The sequence below is a fragment of the Nocardia sp. CA-136227 genome, from assembly GCF_050955695.1.
Classification (GTDB): Bacteria; Actinomycetota; Actinomycetes; order Mycobacteriales; family Mycobacteriaceae; genus Nocardia.
Window position 1 is genome coordinate 1,289,083 of the sequence record NZ_CP192081.1, and the last position, 15,065, is coordinate 1,304,147.

General features: G+C 69.6%; 16 protein-coding genes. 7 read left to right on the top strand and 9 right to left on the bottom strand.

Annotated elements, in window-relative coordinates; all coding sequences use genetic code 11:
• Window positions 1–21 precede the first annotated feature (21 nt).
• Genes ACQP06_RS05785 through ACQP06_RS05795 form a run of 3 tightly spaced genes read right to left on the bottom strand, consistent with a single transcriptional unit; the run spans window position 22 to window position 2,901 of the window.
• Window positions 22–1,437, bottom strand: a complete 1,416-nt coding sequence (locus ACQP06_RS05785) for an NAD(P)(+) transhydrogenase (Re/Si-specific) subunit beta (RefSeq protein WP_433670996.1) — start codon at window positions 1,435–1,437, stop codon at window positions 22–24.
• 4 nt (window positions 1,438–1,441) lie between these two features.
• Window positions 1,442–1,759: an NAD(P) transhydrogenase subunit alpha gene (locus tag ACQP06_RS05790; protein WP_357097688.1), complete on the bottom strand. Its 318-nt coding sequence runs from the start codon at window positions 1,757–1,759 to the stop codon at window positions 1,442–1,444.
• The gene (locus ACQP06_RS05795; RefSeq protein ID WP_433670998.1) at window positions 1,759–2,901 is read right to left on the bottom strand and encodes a Re/Si-specific NAD(P)(+) transhydrogenase subunit alpha; all 1,143 of its coding nucleotides are present in this window, start codon (window positions 2,899–2,901) and stop codon (window positions 1,759–1,761) included. Before ACQP06_RS05795 ends, ACQP06_RS05790 begins: the two co-directional genes overlap by 1 nt.
• A gap of 325 nt (window positions 2,902–3,226) precedes the next feature.
• Here ACQP06_RS05795 and ACQP06_RS05800 point away from each other — a divergent pair, with 325 nt between their 5' ends.
• The 3 genes from ACQP06_RS05800 to ACQP06_RS05810 are packed head-to-tail and all read left to right on the top strand — an operon-like array spanning window position 3,227 to window position 5,133.
• Window positions 3,227–3,676 (top strand): HIT family protein, encoded by a 450-nt coding sequence (locus ACQP06_RS05800; protein WP_357282123.1) that lies wholly within the window; start codon window positions 3,227–3,229, stop codon window positions 3,674–3,676.
• On the top strand, window positions 3,673–4,491 hold the full coding sequence (locus tag ACQP06_RS05805) for a maleylpyruvate isomerase family mycothiol-dependent enzyme (RefSeq protein WP_433671000.1): 819 nt from the start codon (window positions 3,673–3,675) through the stop codon (window positions 4,489–4,491). Before ACQP06_RS05800 ends, ACQP06_RS05805 begins: the two co-directional genes overlap by 4 nt.
• A 3-nt stretch (window positions 4,492–4,494) precedes the next feature.
• Complete coding sequence (locus tag ACQP06_RS05810; protein ID WP_433671002.1) at window positions 4,495–5,133, top strand: Type 1 glutamine amidotransferase-like domain-containing protein; 639 nt, start codon at window positions 4,495–4,497, stop codon at window positions 5,131–5,133.
• Between the two features lie 5 nt (window positions 5,134–5,138).
• On the opposite strand, the gene ACQP06_RS05815 is transcribed toward ACQP06_RS05810, so the two are convergent.
• Window positions 5,139–6,578, bottom strand: coding sequence for an MFS transporter (locus ACQP06_RS05815; RefSeq protein WP_433671003.1), 1,440 nt, complete (start codon window positions 6,576–6,578; stop codon window positions 5,139–5,141).
• Between the two features lie 60 nt (window positions 6,579–6,638).
• Here ACQP06_RS05815 and ACQP06_RS05820 point away from each other — a divergent pair, with 60 nt between their 5' ends.
• The gene (locus ACQP06_RS05820) at window positions 6,639–7,169 is read left to right on the top strand and encodes a MarR family winged helix-turn-helix transcriptional regulator (protein WP_433671004.1); all 531 of its coding nucleotides are present in this window, start codon (window positions 6,639–6,641) and stop codon (window positions 7,167–7,169) included.
• A gap of 3 nt (window positions 7,170–7,172) precedes the next feature.
• On the opposite strand, the gene ACQP06_RS05825 is transcribed toward ACQP06_RS05820, so the two are convergent.
• Window positions 7,173–8,420 carry an MFS transporter gene (locus tag ACQP06_RS05825; protein ID WP_433671005.1) on the bottom strand — a complete coding sequence of 416 codons (1,248 nt, stop codon included), beginning with the start codon at window positions 8,418–8,420 and terminating at the stop codon, window positions 7,173–7,175.
• A gap of 220 nt (window positions 8,421–8,640) precedes the next feature.
• Here ACQP06_RS05825 and ACQP06_RS05830 point away from each other — a divergent pair, with 220 nt between their 5' ends.
• Window positions 8,641–8,919, top strand: a complete 279-nt coding sequence (locus ACQP06_RS05830) for a hypothetical protein (protein ID WP_433671007.1) — start codon at window positions 8,641–8,643, stop codon at window positions 8,917–8,919.
• A 10-nt stretch (window positions 8,920–8,929) separates the two neighbouring features.
• Here the strand turns inward: ACQP06_RS05830 and ACQP06_RS05835 are convergent, their stop codons facing one another.
• Complete coding sequence (locus ACQP06_RS05835; protein ID WP_433671009.1) at window positions 8,930–9,787, bottom strand: NAD(P)H-binding protein; 858 nt, start codon at window positions 9,785–9,787, stop codon at window positions 8,930–8,932.
• 74 nt (window positions 9,788–9,861) lie between these two features.
• Here ACQP06_RS05835 and ACQP06_RS05840 point away from each other — a divergent pair, with 74 nt between their 5' ends.
• Window positions 9,862–10,818: a cupin domain-containing protein gene (locus ACQP06_RS05840; protein ID WP_433671011.1), complete on the top strand. Its 957-nt coding sequence runs from the start codon at window positions 9,862–9,864 to the stop codon at window positions 10,816–10,818.
• Window positions 10,819–10,999: 181 nt separating this feature from the next.
• Window positions 11,000–11,434: an acyl-CoA thioesterase gene (locus ACQP06_RS05845; protein ID WP_433671013.1), complete on the top strand. Its 435-nt coding sequence runs from the start codon at window positions 11,000–11,002 to the stop codon at window positions 11,432–11,434.
• Here ACQP06_RS05845 and ACQP06_RS05850 read toward each other — a convergent pair.
• The 3 genes from ACQP06_RS05850 to pdhA form a co-directional block, all read right to left on the bottom strand.
• Window positions 11,431–12,822, bottom strand: coding sequence for a dihydrolipoamide acetyltransferase family protein (locus ACQP06_RS05850; protein WP_433673246.1), 1,392 nt, complete (start codon window positions 12,820–12,822; stop codon window positions 11,431–11,433). The two genes, ACQP06_RS05845 and ACQP06_RS05850, sit on opposite strands and share 4 nt — an antisense overlap.
• A gap of 62 nt (window positions 12,823–12,884) precedes the next feature.
• Complete coding sequence (locus tag ACQP06_RS05855) at window positions 12,885–13,868, bottom strand: alpha-ketoacid dehydrogenase subunit beta (protein ID WP_357097707.1); 984 nt, start codon at window positions 13,866–13,868, stop codon at window positions 12,885–12,887.
• Window positions 13,865–14,944 carry a pyruvate dehydrogenase (acetyl-transferring) E1 component subunit alpha gene (gene pdhA, locus ACQP06_RS05860; protein WP_433671015.1) on the bottom strand — a complete coding sequence of 360 codons (1,080 nt, stop codon included), beginning with the start codon at window positions 14,942–14,944 and terminating at the stop codon, window positions 13,865–13,867. The genes ACQP06_RS05855 and pdhA overlap by 4 nt, the downstream gene beginning before the upstream one ends.
• Between the last annotated feature and the right edge of the window lie 121 nt (window positions 14,945–15,065).

Genomic DNA, 15,065 nt, shown 5'->3' on the forward strand with positions numbered 1-15,065 from the left:
GCCGTCGCGATGGAGTCGCGGTTACAGCGCCTTCAGTTCCTCGGTGACCGCACCGACGGACTTCTTGGCGTCGCCGAACAGCATGGAGGTGTGGTCGGCGTAGAACAGCGGGTTGTCGATGCCGGCGAAGCCGGAGTTCATCGAGCGCTTGAGCACGATGACCGACTTGGCCTGGTCGACGTTCAGGACCGGCATGCCGTAGATCGGGGACGTGGAGTCCTCGCGGGCGGCCGGGTTGGTGACGTCGTTGGCGCCGATGACCAGGGCGACATCGGTGCGGCTGAACTCGCCGTTGATGTCGTCCATTTCCTTCATGGCGTCGTAGGAGACCTCGGCCTCGGCCAGCAGCACGTTCATGTGGCCGGGCATACGACCGGCGACCGGGTGGATGGCGTACTTGACCTCGACGCCCTTGGCCTCGAGCAGGGCCGCCATCTCCTTGACCGCGTGCTGGGCCTGGGCGACGGCCATGCCGTAGCCCGGGACCACGATGACCTGGTTGGCGTAGGCCATCTGGATCGCGGCGTCAGCGGCGGAGGTGGCCTTGGCCTGCTTCTGCTCGCCGCTGCCGGACGCGCCGGGAGCCGTTCCGCCGCCACCGAATCCACCGGCGACGATCGCGGGGATGGACCGGTTCATGGCCTTGGCCATCAGGTTGGTCAGGATGGTGCCGGACGCGCCGACGATCATGCCCGCCACGATCATGGCGGTGTTGTTCAGCGCCAGACCCGCGGCCGCGGCCGACAGACCGGTGAGGGCGTTGAGCAGCGAGATGACGACCGGCATGTCCGCGCCGCCGATGGGCAGCACGACCATCAGGCCGAGGATGCCGGCGAGCACCAGCACCGCGATCATCCAGTACTGCGGCACACCGTCATTGGTGGCGCCGATGCCGATGACCACGGCCGCGGCGATCGCACCGGCGAGCAGCAGCAGGTTCAGCGGCTGCTGCAGGCGGCCGACGGTGATCGGGCGGCCGGACAGCAGTTCCTGCAGCTTCGCGAACGCGATGCAGGAGCCCCAGAACGAGACCGAGCCGATGATGGCCGCGAACAGCGAGGCGATCACGATGTGCACCGACGGCTGCTCGTGCACCTGGGAGAAGCCCTTGGTGTCGAGGAACTCGGCCCACGCGATCAGCGCGACCGTGCCACCGCCGACGCCGTTGAACGCGGCGACCAGCTGCGGCATGGCGGTCATCTTGGTGAATTTGGCGGGCGGCACGCCCAGGCCGATGCCGACGACCAGACCGGCGACGATCAGGATCCAGTTGTTGGTGTGCCGGATGGAGATGAGCGTCGCGACGACCGCGATGCCCATGCCGACCGCGGCGATCCAGTTGCCGCGCACCGCGGTCTTGGGGCCGGTGAGGCCCATCAGACCGTAGATGAACAGCGCGAACGCGGCGATGTAGAGAACGTTGACCAGATTGTCCATGGGGTTACTCGCCCGCCTTCTCTTGCGCAGCAGGCTTCTTCGCCTTGAACATGCCCAGCATGCGGTCGGTCACGACGAAACCGCCGATGACGTTCAGGGTTCCGAACACGACGGCGACGAACAGGATGATCTGCATCAGGACCGAGGGGTGCTCGATCTTGCCGAAGACCACCAGCGCGCCGAGCACCACGATGCCGTGAATGGCGTTGGTACCCGACATCAGCGGGGTGTGCAGGGTGTTGGGCACCTTGGAGATCACGGCGAAACCGACGAACCCGGACAGCACCAGGATCGCGATGTTCGCCAACAATTCGGTGTACATCAGGCTTCCACCTTCTGAGCGCTCTGCTCGCTCCGCTCGCGCGTGACACAGGAATCCGCCAGCACCTGATCCTCGAAATCGGGTGCCAGGGCACCGTCCTTCAGCATGAGTTCGAGCAGGGCGGCGATGTTCTTGGAGTACAGCTCGCTGGCGTGCTCCGGCATGGTGGCCGGCAGGTTCAGCGGCGAGGCGATGGTGACGCCGTGGCGCACAACGGTTTTGCCGGGTTCGGTCAACTCGCAGTTACCGCCGGTCTCGCCGGCCAGGTCCACGATCACGCTGCCGGGCTTCATGCCCTCGACAGCGGCGGCGGTGACCAGGCGCGGGGCCGGGCGGCCGGGCACCAGCGCGGTGGTGATGACCACGTCGAAGCCCTTGATGGCGTTCTCGAGGGCCTGCTGCTGCTGAGCCTTCTCGTCGTCGGTGAGCTCGCGGGCGTACCCGCCCTCACCGGCGGCGTCGATGCCGAGGTCGAGCCACTGCGCGCCGACCGAGCGCACCTGGTCGGCGACCTCGGGGCGAACGTCGTAACCGGTGGTGCGGCCACCGAGGCGCTTGGCGGTCGCCAGGGCCTGCAGACCGGCGACGCCGACACCGAGGACCAGCACGGTGGCCGGCTTCACGGTGCCGGCGGCGGTGGTCAGCATGGGGAAGAATCGGGTGGATTCCGACGCGGCGAGCAGCACGGCCTTGTAGCCGGCGACATTCGCCTGGGAGGACAGCGCGTCCATGACCTGGGCGCGGGAGATGCGCGGAATCGCTTCCACGGCAAAGGCCTGCACGCCCGCGGTCTTCAGCGCACCGATCTTGGTGTCGGCGTTGCGGGGCGCGAGGAACCCGATGAGGGTCTGGCCCGGCGCGAGCTTGCCGATCTCGCCGTCATTGGGCGGCGCGACCTTCACGACGACGTCGGCGCTGTACGGATCGCCCAGCGTCGCACCGGCTTCGGTGTACGCCTCGTCCGGAATCAACGCGCCCAGACCGGCACCGGCCTCGACGATCACCTCGACACCCTGCTTCAGCAGGGCCGGAATGATCTTCGGCACCAATGCGACGCGTCGTTCGTCCGGGTTCGTCTCGCGAACCACTCCGACGCGCGCACCGCGGGGCGCAGCGGTCTGTGCGCTCTGCGTTGTGTCCACTTGTCAAACTTCCTTCTCGTGGTGAGTCCAGGCCACCTGTCGGTTCCAAGCCGTGTCACCGGTTGAACGGTGGTCCGAACTTACTGTGCAGTAAGTTCGTGAGAATTCTCGCAACTGTACCTGGTTCGCGGTGAGCGTAGCGGAGATGCCCATCACATGGTGTTGCGAGAAAACCGGACAACTCCGTGCTCGGCCGGGGTTCTCCCGGCGTCGAACACGATCGAATCCCTGATGCTACTGGTCGGTAACTCTGGGTTCGGTTGTGCCCGTATCGGGGTCGAGTAGGGGGTGTCGCGCATCACCTGTACGCCGTAATGTCTGCATGGTGAGTGGCTGCATCTTCTGCCGGATCGTCGCGGGCGACGCACCCGCGACCAAGATCTTCGAGGACGACCACCTGGTCGCCTTCCTCGACGTCCGGCCGATCACCCGGGGGCACACCCTGGTGATCCCCAAGCGGCACGCGACCGATCTCGACGAGCTCGACCCGGAGATGGGCGCCCGCCTGTTCGGCTTCGGCCACCGCCTGGCCAAGTCCATGCGCCGGGCCGGCCTCACGGCCGACGGTGCGAATCTGCTCATCAATGACGGCAAGGCCGCCTTCCAGACCGTTCATCACGTGCACCTGCACGTGATTCCCCGCCATCACGGCGACACCCTTCGCTTCGCGAAGGGCTTCGTGCTGCGCCGCCCGCACGACACCGAGCGCACCGCCGCGGCACTGCGAGCCGGATTGGACCGGCTCGCGGACGAGGAAAGGGAGACCACCGCATGACCGACACGGTGCCGGACCGCGCCGAGATCACCGCCCTTTTATCCGACCAGTGGGACGCCCTCACCCGGCTGGTGGACGGGCTGGACGAAAGCCGGTGGCGTGTGTCCTCGCCGCTGCCGGGCTGGACGGTCTTCGACGTGATCGCCCATGTGGTCGGCACCGAATCGCTGCTGCTGGGCGAGCCGACCCCCGACACCGAGGTGTCCGGCGAGCACATCCGCAACGACATCGGCGCGCTCAACGAGAAGTGGATCGAATCCCTGCGCCCGCTCGCCGGGCCGCAACTGCTGGAGCGTTTCCTCGACGTCACCGGCCGCCGCCTGAAGGCGCTCGAGCAGACCACCCCCGAGGCGTGGGCCGAACTCGTGCCGACCCCGGTGGGCATGGCCCCCTACGGCCGGTTCATGCGGATCCGCCTGTTCGACTGCTGGATGCACGAGCACGACATCGCCGACGCCCTCGGCGTCTCCGTCGAGGAGGGCGGGGCGCGGGGCGCGCAGGCCTACGCCGAACTGCTGACCGCCCTCGGCCGGGCCGCGGTCAAGGGCGCGGGCGCGGCGGACGGTTCGCGCATCACCTTCGAGCTCACCGGTCCGGTGCCGCAGACCCTGCACGTGGCGGTCGACGGCGGCCGGGCGAACCTGGTCGAGGCGCTCGACGGTCCGGCCACCACGGTCGTCACCCTGGACTCGCGTCTGTTCGCCCGCCTGCGCGGCGGCCGCACCACCGCCGACGCGCACCCGGGGGAGATCACTCTCGCCGGTGACACGGACCTCGGCAACCGCCTGGTCCGCAGCCTCGCCTTCACCATCTGACCCGTGCGCCTGTTCCTGTCCAGCTACCGTTTCGGCGCGCACCAGCGGCGGTTGCTCGAACTGACCGGTGCGCCCGGCCCGGTGGCCGTCATCGCCAATGCCTGTGACGCCTGGCCCTCGGCCTGGCAGAGCGCGGTCACCAGCGATCTGGTTCCGCTGCGCCGCTTGGGTTTCCAGCCCGAGGTCCTGGACCTGCGCGACTACCTCGACCGCCCGGACGAGGTGGAGCGACGGCTGCGCGAGTTCCCGGCGGTGTGGGTGCGCGGCGGCAACACCTTCGTGCTGCGCGCCCAGTTCGCCCGCAGCGGAGCCGATCTCGCCCTGCGGAAACTGCTCGCCGAGGATGCCCTGGTGTACGCGGGTTACAGCGCGGGAGCCTGCGTGATGACTCCCGACTTCCACGGCATCGAGGCCATCGACGATCCGGGCGAGGTCCGCACCGCCTGCGGTGTCGAGCCGCGCTGGGACGGTCTCGGCCTGGTCGACCGCCGCATCGTCCCGCACCTGGATTCCCCGACCGACCCGCAGGGCCTGTCCCGGAAACTGGTGCGCGACTACGTCTCCGACGGCATCCCGCACTGGGCGCTCACCGACGACCACGTGGTCGTCGTCGACGGCGAGAGCACGACGCTGCTGACCTGATCCGGTCAGTTTCCCTTGTGGCGCAGGCCGTGTCCGAGGGCTACGGCCGCCGCGCCGAAGGCGCCGATGGCCAGCGTCGCGAAGCTCGCGACATACGCGCCCTCGGTCGGCACGGCGTGCGCGCCCAGCTTCAGCACGTGGGCGGTCAGGATCGAGCCGGTGATCGCGCCCGCGATCGAGCCGCCCGCGGTCCGCACCAGTGAGTTGATGCCCGACGCGATGCCGCTCTCGCTCATGGGCACGTGCTGCACGGCGAGGGTGCCCAGCGCCGCGTAGCCGATGCCGAAACCGATGCCCTGCAGCGCGTTCGCGATGACCATGTCGTAGCCGTGGCCGTGCGAGAAGGCCAGCCAGCCCATCGACAGTCCGGCGAAGGTCGCGCCGATGGCGAGGGTGTAGGCGGGTCCGATCTTGGCGGAGATGCGGCCGGTGTTGAAGGAGAAGAAGGTCATCAGCGCCGCGCTCGGGATGCCGTAGAGGCCGACCGACAGCACGGTCCCGGACAGGCCGTAGCCGACCTGGTCCGCGGGCGTCTGAATGAAGTTGGAGACCAGCGAGAACGCGCCGAACATGGAGAAGCCGAGCAGCGCGGAGGCCACGTTCGCCGACAGCGACTGCGGGCCGACGAGCAGCTGCAGGCGCACCAGCGGCTGTTCGACCTTGAGCTCCACGAACACCCAGACGGCGGTGAGCACCACGGCGGCCCCGAACATGCCGATGACCGAGCCGGAGCCCCAGCCCCAGCGCGGGCCCTCGCTGATGCCGAGCAGCAGGCAGATCAGCAGCGCGGCCAGCAGGGCCGCGCCGATGAAGTCGGGCTTGCCGCCGTGGCGCACGCCATTGTTCCTGGCGCTCACCTGGATCAGCACGGTGGCGACCACGCCGAGAGCCGCGGTCAGCCAGAAGACCGGGTGCGGGTTGGTGGTGTGGTCGGCGATGACACCGGTGGCCAGCAGGCCGATGGTGCCGCCGACGCCCATGGTGCCGGACACGACTCCGATTGCGCGGACCAGTCTTTCGCGCGGGAAGGTGTCGCGGATGATGCCGATGGCGAGCGGGATCATGGCCGAGGAGATGCCCTGTAGCGCCCGGCCGATGATGTAGACGGGCAGCGTGGTGGCGAAGGCGCACACCACCGAGCCGACGATGAGCACGCCCATGGTGACCATGACCATCGGCTTCTTGCCGTACATGTCGCCGAAGCGGGAGAGCAGCGGCGTGGCGACCGCGCCGGAGAGCAGCGCGGCGGTGAACAGCCAGGTGACCCCGGCGACGTCGGTGTGCAACTGCACGATGAAGCGCGGCAGCAGCGGAATCACGACGGTCTGCTGCAAGGACACGACCAGACCGGCCGCAGACAATGCGAGCAGGGTGAGGCCGAGGTGGGCCTTCGAAGGTTCGACGGGTTTCGACACGTCGACCTGACCGACAGCGGTCGTAGTCATGGGAATGGTCCTTTGGTTTACTTACCAAAATTAAGTAAATGGGTTTCGTAAGATAACCACATGCCGCGACCGGAAGCCATTCCCGCCATCGAAGTTGACGCAGCTCACATCGTCGAACTGGAACGCGCGCTGGCCCGTGTCGCCTATCTGCTGACCCGGGTCCGCCGCCACGACAAGGCCATGGTGCAGTGCGGCCTGACCATGGACCGGGCCAGCGTCCCGCTGCTGCGCCTGCTCGCCGACGCCCCCGAACCCATGCGGCTGGGCGAGCTCGCCGCGCGCCTGGACGTGGAGGCTCCGCACGTGAGCCGCCAGATCCAGCGGCTGGAGAAGGCCGGGTACGTGGAACGCGTCCAGGACCCGGACGACGGTCGCGCCCAGCGGGTCGGGCCGACCGCGTCGGGCCGCCGGGCGGTGGAGGCGGTGCGGGAGGTGATGCGCGGCTGGATGGCAGAGGCGCTCGCCGACTGGACGCCCGAGGACATCGAGGCCGTCGCCGTCCTCAATCACCGCATGGTGGACGCCTTCCTCGATCACGCCGAGGTGATCGGCGACCTGGGCGCCACCGCCCGCGACCGCCCGTCGGCCTGAGCCTCAGTCGCTCGCCGGCGCCGGCGCCGGAACCGGCGCGGCGACCGCGCGGGCGCCCCACGCGCACAATGCCATCGCGACCAGCGGCACCGTCATGGCCGCGGTCAGCGGCATCAGCTTGTCGAGCCAGCCGATGACGGCCGGACCGGCCAGCAGGCCCACATAGCCGAGCCCGAAGACCCGCGACATATCGGTCGCCGCCGTCGCCGAGCCCAGATTGCCCGCGGCCGTGAACACCTGTGGGACGCCGCCGGACAGGCCGATCCCGCACAGGGCCCACCCCGCCACGGTCAGCGGCAGCCACCCGGACAGCACGACGACCCCGAAACCGATGGCCGCCACGGCTGTACCCCAGCGCAGCACGCCCACCCGGCCGAGGCGGCCGCTCACCCGGTCCGCGCCGAACCGGCCGATGGTCATGGTCAGGGAGAACGCGGTGAAGGCCAGCGCGGCGGCGCCCGCGTCGACACCGAGCCGATCGCGGACCTGCAGCGCGCTCCAGTCCGCGGCGACGCCCTCGGCCATCAGCAGCGCGAAAGCGATCAGGCCGAGGGCCACGACCTTCCCTCCCATCCGCCGGGAGGGCTTGCCGTCCGAGGGCGTCGCATCGGTGGCCGGAAGATGCTGGGCCGCCGCCGGATCCACGTAGGTGCCCGGCACGTCGCCCGCCGCCGGAGCGGTGTGCGGGAGCAGCGCGGGGATCGCCCCGGCCGTGACGGCGAGCCCGACCGCCGTGGTGAGGGTGAACGTGGCGGGCAGGGACCAGTGCGCGTGCTGAGCGGCCGCCCCGAAGGCCGAGCCGAGGAATCCACCGCAGGAGAAGAAGGCGTGGAACGCGGACATGATGGGCCGGGCGTAGGCCCGCTCGATATGGACCGCCTGCGCGTTCATGGACACGTCCAGCGCGCCGTTGGCGAAACCGAAGGCGCACAGGAACAGTCCGAGGGCGACCGGGGAGGCGGCGTGGGCCGGGCCGAGCAGGGTCAGGGCCAGCAGCGTGACGGCCGCCGCGGTGAGCGTGCGGCTGCCCACCCGGTCCGCCAGCGGCCCGGCGGTCTGCATGCCCAGGATGGCGCAGGCCGCCATGAGCAGGATCAGCATGCCCAGCACGGTCGGTGAGACGCCGGCGCGCGCGGTGACGGCGGGGATGTGCACGATCCATACGGCCGAGAGCATCCCGTTGAGCCCGAACACCGCGAACAGCGCCAGGCGCGCTTTGCGGAGGCGGGGAGTGGGCGTCGCAGCGGCCATCGGTACGACGCTACCGGGTGCACCCGGCGTCTCCCCGGTTTTCGCGATCCGTCCCGGCAGCGTCGACGGTCGGGACTGCGATCCGAATCGTTTGCGGTACAACCTGTTTGCTTTGGATTCTAGGCCCGGGGTCCGACAAGTTTCGCGGCCCGGCGCGCGCCGCGGTACCCCCTTGATTCCGGGGCTACCGCGATCACACCGAGGACTGCACAGTGCCTGCATGAAGCTCAGACATGGCCTTTTCGCTTTGCTGGTCGCGGGACTCGCCCCGCTGGCCACGGTGGCCGCGACCGCGACCGCGGCCCCGGTCACGCCGCCGCCCAGCCCCGAACCGACCGAGTGCTTCCCGAGCTCGTTCTTCAACTCCATCAGCGGCGGCGATGCCAAGTGCCACACGCAGGCCGAGTACTGGCAGAACACAATCGCGCAGCTCAACCCGGCCTCCGGATCCGCCATGCTCACCGGATCCTCCCGAGCGCTCGGATCCGCCGGATCCTAGGGACCGGCACTCACGCGTCCGCCGTCACCGACCAGGCCCCGGTCGCGGCGGCCGCGCGCACGTAGTCGGCGAAGTCGCGCGGCTCCCGGCCCAGCGCCCGCCGCACCCCATCGGTGACGGGCGAGTTGCGTCCGTCGAGCACCGTGCCGAACAGGTAGTCGAGCAGGCTGACCTCGTCGGCGGGGACCCCGTAGGAGGTCAGGGCGGCCACGAATTCGGTTCGGGTGAGCGGGATGTAGGCGATCTCCCGGCCCGACGCCGCGCCGATCTCGGCCACCGCCGCGGCGAAGCTGAGCGCGCGCGGTCCGGTCAGCTCGTACACCTGCCCGGCGTGCCGGTCGTCGAGCAGCGCCGCCACCGCCACCTCGGCGATGTCGTCGGCGTGCACGAACGGTTCCGGCACGTCACCGGCGGGCAGGGCCACCTCGCCGGCCAGGATGAAGTCGGCGAACGAGCCCTCGTCGAAGTTCTGCGCGAACCAGGCGCACCGCACCACGGTCCATGACATGCCCGAATCCCGCACGATGCCTTCGCATTCCAGCGCCTCGGGCTCGCCGCGGCCGGACAGCAGCACCACGCTGCGCACCCCGGCGGCCGCGGCGCGGTCGCAGAACGCCTTGATGTCGGCGGGCGCGCCCGGCACCGCCAGATCCGGCTGGTAGGACAGGTATACGGCGTCCACGCCGTCCAGAGCCGCCGTCCAGGTCGCGCGGTCGGTCCAGTCGAACGGGATTGCGGCCGTGCGCGAACCGGCCCGCACGGGCACGCCGTGCTCGGTCAGCAGGGCGGCCACCCGGCGTCCGGTCTTGCCGGTCGCGCCGAGGACGAGGACGGTGTTCGCGCTGTTCGCGGTGGTTTCGTTGATCATGTAACGAGTACACCGGGATTCGGCGAGCGCGAACATGGTTGAGAAGCGCCCGGGCATTTGCCATCGTCTTTGTCATGGATGCGTTGGCCAGTCTGCTCGAAGGACCACGGGCACGAGCGGCATTCGTGATGCGCTCGTCGTTCGATCCGCCGTGGGCCCTGCGAATTCGGGACGAGGCCCCGCTGACCGTGGTGGCGGTGGTGCGGGGTGGCGGCTGGGTGCTGCCGGAACCCAGGAGCGGCAAGGCGGGCCCGCCGCGGCAGCTGCGCACCGGCGATATCGCCATCTTCCGCGGCCCCGACCACTACGTCGTCGCCGATGATCCGGGCACCGCGCCGCAGGTGCTCATCGAACCCGGCAACATCACCACCACCATGGACGGTGAAGTCCTGTGTGAGGCACTGAGTCTGGGCGTGCGCAGCTGGGGCACCAGCGCCGACGCCGCGACCGTGCTGGTCACCGGAACCTACGAGCACGAGTCGGCGGCCAGTCGCCGGCTGCTGCGCGCGCTGCCGCCGATCGCGGTGCTGGGCCGCGGCGAGATCGACTCCCGGGTGCTGGACCTGCTGGTCGACGAGTCCGCCAAGGACCTGCCCGCCCAGGGGGCCATGCTGGACCGACTATTGGATCTGCTGCTCATCGCCGCCCTGCGCGCCTGGTTCTCCCGCGCCGACGCCCCCGCCTGGTATCACGCCTACGGCGACCCGCTGGTCGGCAAGGCGCTGCGGCTCATGCAGCACAATCCCGCCCAACCGTGGACGGTCGCCTCGCTGGCCGCCGAGGTCGGCGTCTCCCGGGCCGCGCTGGCCCGCCGCTTCACCGAACTGGTCGGCGAACCGCCCATGGCCTTCCTCACCGACTGGCGGCTGGCCCTGGCCGCCGACCTGCTGCACGAATCCGACGCCACCCTCGAGGCCATCGCCCGCCGGGTCGGCTACGGCAGCGCCTTCGCCCTGTCCACCGCCTTCAAACGCCACTACGGCATCAGCCCCCGCGACCATCGCGCCGCACCCGACGAACGCTCCGCCTGACCATGGGAAGCCGTCCGCGGAAGGAACGGCTAAGGTTCGACTTCGGCATTGCCTCAACTCAAAGGTTCGCGGCCGTCTCGATTCTGGACTGACGGAGCGGGGGAGCGAAGCGGAGGAGCGGAGGAGGGAAGAATCGAGACTTCGGGGCCGCGAACCCGCCCGGAGCGAAGCGGAGGGCAAGATGACTGAGTACCCCGTGCTCTGGCCGGTGCCGACGCGCTGGGCCGACAACGACCACTACGGGCACGTGAACAACGTGACGTACTACTCGTACTTCGACACGGCCGTGAACGCCTGGCTGATCAGCGCGACCGGCACCGATATCCGGGATCTGCACGCGATCGGCGTGGTGGCCCAGACCTCCTGCAAGTTCCTGGGGTCGATCAGCTTCCCGGACATGCTGCGGGTGGGCATCCGGGTGGCACGGCTCGGCAATTCCAGCATCAACTACGAGCTGGCCATCTTCCGTGACGGCGGCGACCACTTGGAGCTGGCCGCCACCGGCACCTTCACGCACGTCTACGTGGACGAGCAGACCCGCAAGCCGGTGCCGATCCCGGCGGTCATCCGGGCGGCCGCCGAGCCGCTGGTGGTCCCGCAGCCCGCCGCGGGCTAGACCCGGCTCAGCAGGGTCAGCGGATCCTCCAGCAGGGCGGCCACGCTCGCCAGGAATCGCGACCCCTGCTCGCCGTCGATCATCCGGTGGTCGAAGCTCAGGCCGAGACTGGTCACCCAGCGCACGGCCAGTTCGTCGCGATGCACCCACGGCCGTTTGCGGATCGAGCCCAGGCACAGGATCGCCGCCTCGCCCGGATTCACCAGCGGCACACCGGTGTCCACGCCGAACACGCCCACATTGGTGATGGTGAAGGTGCCGCCGGTCAGGTCGGTGGGGGTGGCGGTGCCGCTGCGCGCCTTGCCCGCGACCCCGGCGATCTCCAGGCACAGGTCGCGCAGCGTGAACCCTTGCGCGTCCTTGAGATTGGGCACCAGCAGCCCGCGTTCGGTGGCGACCGCGAAGCCCAGGTTCACGTAGTGCTTGGTGACGATCTCCTGATTCGCCTCGTCCCAGCGGGCATTGATCTCCGGGAACTCGGTGAGCGCCGCCAGCGCGGCCCGGGCCACCAGGGCCAGCGGGGTGAGGGTGAGCCCGGTGAAGCTGGGCGTGGTGCGCAGATGCTCGAGCAGCTCCATGGACGCGGTGAAATCCGTGGTCACGAAGGTACTGGCCTGCGGAATGTGCTGGGCGCTGGCCACCATGGCGGCGGCGGTGCGCTTGCGGATGCCGCTGATCGGCGTGCGGGTCTCGCGTTCGGCGGGGACGGCGCGGCCGCCGCCGAGCGCCGGATGCATGGGCGTCACCTCGGGCGCGGCCTGGTTGGCGGGCAGCGCGGTGAGGGTGGCGGGCGGTGGCGTGTGGATCGGAATGTGGCCTGTGCCTATTGATTCCGGCCGCATGCCGTGCAGATCCTCGAGGGTGACCGCGCCCTGCGGTCCGGTGCCGATCACGGTGCTCAGGTCGATCCCGATCTCGCGGGCCAGCTTCCGGGCGGCGGGCGTGGCGGCGGGCCGTCCGGCGGGCGCGGAACTGCCGAGCCCCTCCGCGCCGTCGTAGCCCATGCCGCGCGCGGTCGCCGCGCGGGCCGCGCGGCGGGAGACCGGCTCGGTGTCGGGGCCGTAACCGACCAGCACGGATTGCCGTTCGGCCGGAGCCTCCGGGGCTTCCGCCGCGGCGTCCGCGGATTCCGTGGCGCCGTTGGTCTCGGCGGGTGCGGCCACGCCGATACGGATCAGTGGCGCTCCGACCGGCACGGTGTCGCCGGGCCGAGCCAGCAGTTCCAGCACCGTGCCCGCGTACGGGCTGGGCAGCGCCACCTGGGCCTTGGCCGTCTCGACCTCCGCGATGACCTGGTTGAGCGAGACGCTGTCGCCGGGCGCGACCGCCCACGACACCAGTTCCGCGTCGGCCAGGCCCTCGCCGAGATCGGGCAAACGGAATTCCATGACCTGCTGCTGACTATCCACCGGGCTTCCTCCGTGCGGTAACCATTCGTGCGGCGAGCGGTTCAAGCGGCGAGCGTGCGGTCGACCGCGGCGAGAATGCGATCGGGGTCGGGCAGGTGGTGCCGCTCGAGCTTAGCCGGGGGATAGGGGATGTCGAAGCCACCGACGCGCAATACGGGCGATTCCAGATGGTAGAAACAGCGTTCCGTGATCCGGGCCGCGATTTCGGCTCCCAGCCCGGCGAATACGGGCGCCTCGTGCACCACGATCAGCCGCCCGGTTTTCCGCACCGAGGCCTCGATGGTGTCGAAATCGATGGGCGAGAGGCTGCGCAGATCGATCACCTCGATCGAATGTCCCTCCGACGCCGCGATATCGGCGGCGGTGAGCGCGGTGGCCACGGTGCCGCCGTAGGCCACAATGGTGGCGTCCTCCCCGGCGGCACAGATCCGCGCCTGGTCCAGTGCGATTCCGCCGTCGTGGTCGAGCCGTTCGACATCCACCTCGGCCTTGTCCCAGTAGCGGCGTTTCGGCTCGAAGAAGATCACCGGATCGTCGAGGGCGATGGCCTGCCGGATCATCAGATAGGCGTCGGCGGGATTACTCGGCGACACCACCCGCAGCCCCGCGGTGTGCGCGAAATACGCCTCCGGCGATTCCGAGTGATGCTCCACCGACCCGATGCCGCCGCCGAACGGAATGCGAATGGTGATGGGCGCGACCACTTTTCCACGGGTCCGGGCGTGGATTTTCGCGACCTGCGAGACGATCTGGTCGAACGCCGGATACACGAATCCGTCGAACTGGATTTCACATACCGGACGCAATCCCCGCAAAGCCATTCCGAAAGCGGTTCCGATGATTCCGGACTCGGCCAGTGGAGTATCGATGACGCGGTTGTTGCCGAAATCCTTCTGCAGCGTGTCGGTGACCCGGAAGACGCCGCCGAGGCGGCCGATGTCCTCACCCATGAGCACGACCTTGGGATCGTCCTCCAGGCTGCGGCGCAGCCCGTGGTTGATCGCTCCGGCGAACGTGGTCTTCATCGTCCGACTCCCTCCAGGTAGGCCGCGTACTCGCGGCGTTCTTCCTCGATCAGCCGATGCGGGGTGGCGTACACGTGGTCGAAGAGCTGGTCGGGGTCCGGGTCGGGCATGGTGAGGGTGGCGGTGCGCAGCCGGGCGGCGACGTCGTCGGCGCGTTCGGCCACCGTCGCCTCGAAGGCGCTGTCCCACAGGTTCTCTCGTTCCAGCAGCCGCCGCATCCGGTCGATGGGGTCGCGGCGCTGCCAGAGTTCGAGTTCGGCGGCGGTGCGGTAGCGGGTGGGGTCGTCGGCGGTGGTGTGCGGGCCCATCCGGTAGGTGATGGCCTCGACGAAGCTGGGTCCGCCGCCCGCTCGCGCGTGCTGCAGCGCCTGCCGGGTCACGGCCAGCACGGCGAGCGCGTCGTTGCCGTCGACCTGGACGCCGGGGATGCCGTAGCCGAGGGCGCGATTCGCGATCGGGGTGGCGCTCTGCACCCGGACCGGTTCGCTGATCGCCCAGTGGTTGTTCTGGCAGAAGAACACCACCGGGGCCGACCAGGTGGCGGCGAAGCCGAGCGCCTCGGCGATATCGCCCTGGCTGGTCGCACCGTCGCCGAAGTAGGCGATGGTGGCGATCTCCGCGCCCTCGAGATGCGCGGCGTAGGCGTAGCCGGTGGCGTGCAGGCCCTGCGAGCCGACCACGATGGCGGGATTGGTCATCTTGACCGCGTCGGCGTCCCAGCAGGAGTGCGCGGCGCCGCGCCAGAGCCGGGTGAGGTCCTCGGGCGCGACGCCGCGGCAGTAGGCGACGCCCGCCTCACGGTAGCTGCAGAACACGTAGTCGTCGGATTCGAGGGCGTGGGCCGAGCCGATCTGGGCGGCTTCCTGGCCGAGCAGCGGGGGCCACAGTCCGAGCTGGCCCTGTCGTTGCAGGGCGGTGGCCTCGGTGTCGATGCGCCGGGCCACGACCATGTCCGTATAGAGGGCGCGCAGGCGCGGGCCGTCGATATCGGCGATCAGTGGGGCGTGCGCCCGATCGTGGACGCGCTGTCCGTCGGGCTGGATGAGCTGGACCGGATAGGTGTTCTTGTCGGGCATGGGTATCGCCTCCTGACACCGGGTGACATCGCTTCGACCGCGGGATTGTGTCCGTGTGGCAAACCAATGTGTGTCCTGTACCACAAGCATCCTCCGCATGGCGATCTGCGCAAGTCTGACG

Excerpts from the sequence above, each read along its gene's own strand:
- ACQP06_RS05845 (WP_433671013.1), top strand. The coding sequence starts at position 11,000 with ATGACTGAGTACCCCGTGCTCTGGCCGGTGCCGACGCGCTGGGCCGAC.
- ACQP06_RS05840 (WP_433671011.1), top strand. The coding sequence starts at position 9,862 with ATGGATGCGTTGGCCAGTCTGCTCGAAGGACCACGGGCACGAGCGGCA.
- ACQP06_RS05785 (WP_433670996.1), bottom strand. The coding sequence starts at position 1,437 with ATGGACAATCTGGTCAACGTTCTCTACATCGCCGCGTTCGCGCTGTTC.
- ACQP06_RS05850 (WP_433673246.1), bottom strand. The coding sequence starts at position 12,822 with ATGGAATTCCGTTTGCCCGATCTCGGCGAGGGCCTGGCCGACGCGGAA.
- ACQP06_RS05830 (WP_433671007.1), top strand. The coding sequence starts at position 8,641 with ATGAAGCTCAGACATGGCCTTTTCGCTTTGCTGGTCGCGGGACTCGCC.
- ACQP06_RS05805 (WP_433671000.1), top strand. The coding sequence starts at position 3,673 with ATGACCGACACGGTGCCGGACCGCGCCGAGATCACCGCCCTTTTATCC.
- ACQP06_RS05835 (WP_433671009.1), bottom strand. The coding sequence starts at position 9,787 with ATGATCAACGAAACCACCGCGAACAGCGCGAACACCGTCCTCGTCCTC.
- ACQP06_RS05790 (WP_357097688.1), bottom strand. The coding sequence starts at position 1,759 with ATGTACACCGAATTGTTGGCGAACATCGCGATCCTGGTGCTGTCCGGG.
- ACQP06_RS05825 (WP_433671005.1), bottom strand. The coding sequence starts at position 8,420 with ATGGCCGCTGCGACGCCCACTCCCCGCCTCCGCAAAGCGCGCCTGGCG.
- ACQP06_RS05815 (WP_433671003.1), bottom strand. The coding sequence starts at position 6,578 with ATGACTACGACCGCTGTCGGTCAGGTCGACGTGTCGAAACCCGTCGAA.
- pdhA (WP_433671015.1), bottom strand. The coding sequence starts at position 14,944 with ATGCCCGACAAGAACACCTATCCGGTCCAGCTCATCCAGCCCGACGGA.
- ACQP06_RS05855 (WP_357097707.1), bottom strand. The coding sequence starts at position 13,868 with ATGAAGACCACGTTCGCCGGAGCGATCAACCACGGGCTGCGCCGCAGC.
- ACQP06_RS05820 (WP_433671004.1), top strand. The coding sequence starts at position 6,639 with ATGCCGCGACCGGAAGCCATTCCCGCCATCGAAGTTGACGCAGCTCAC.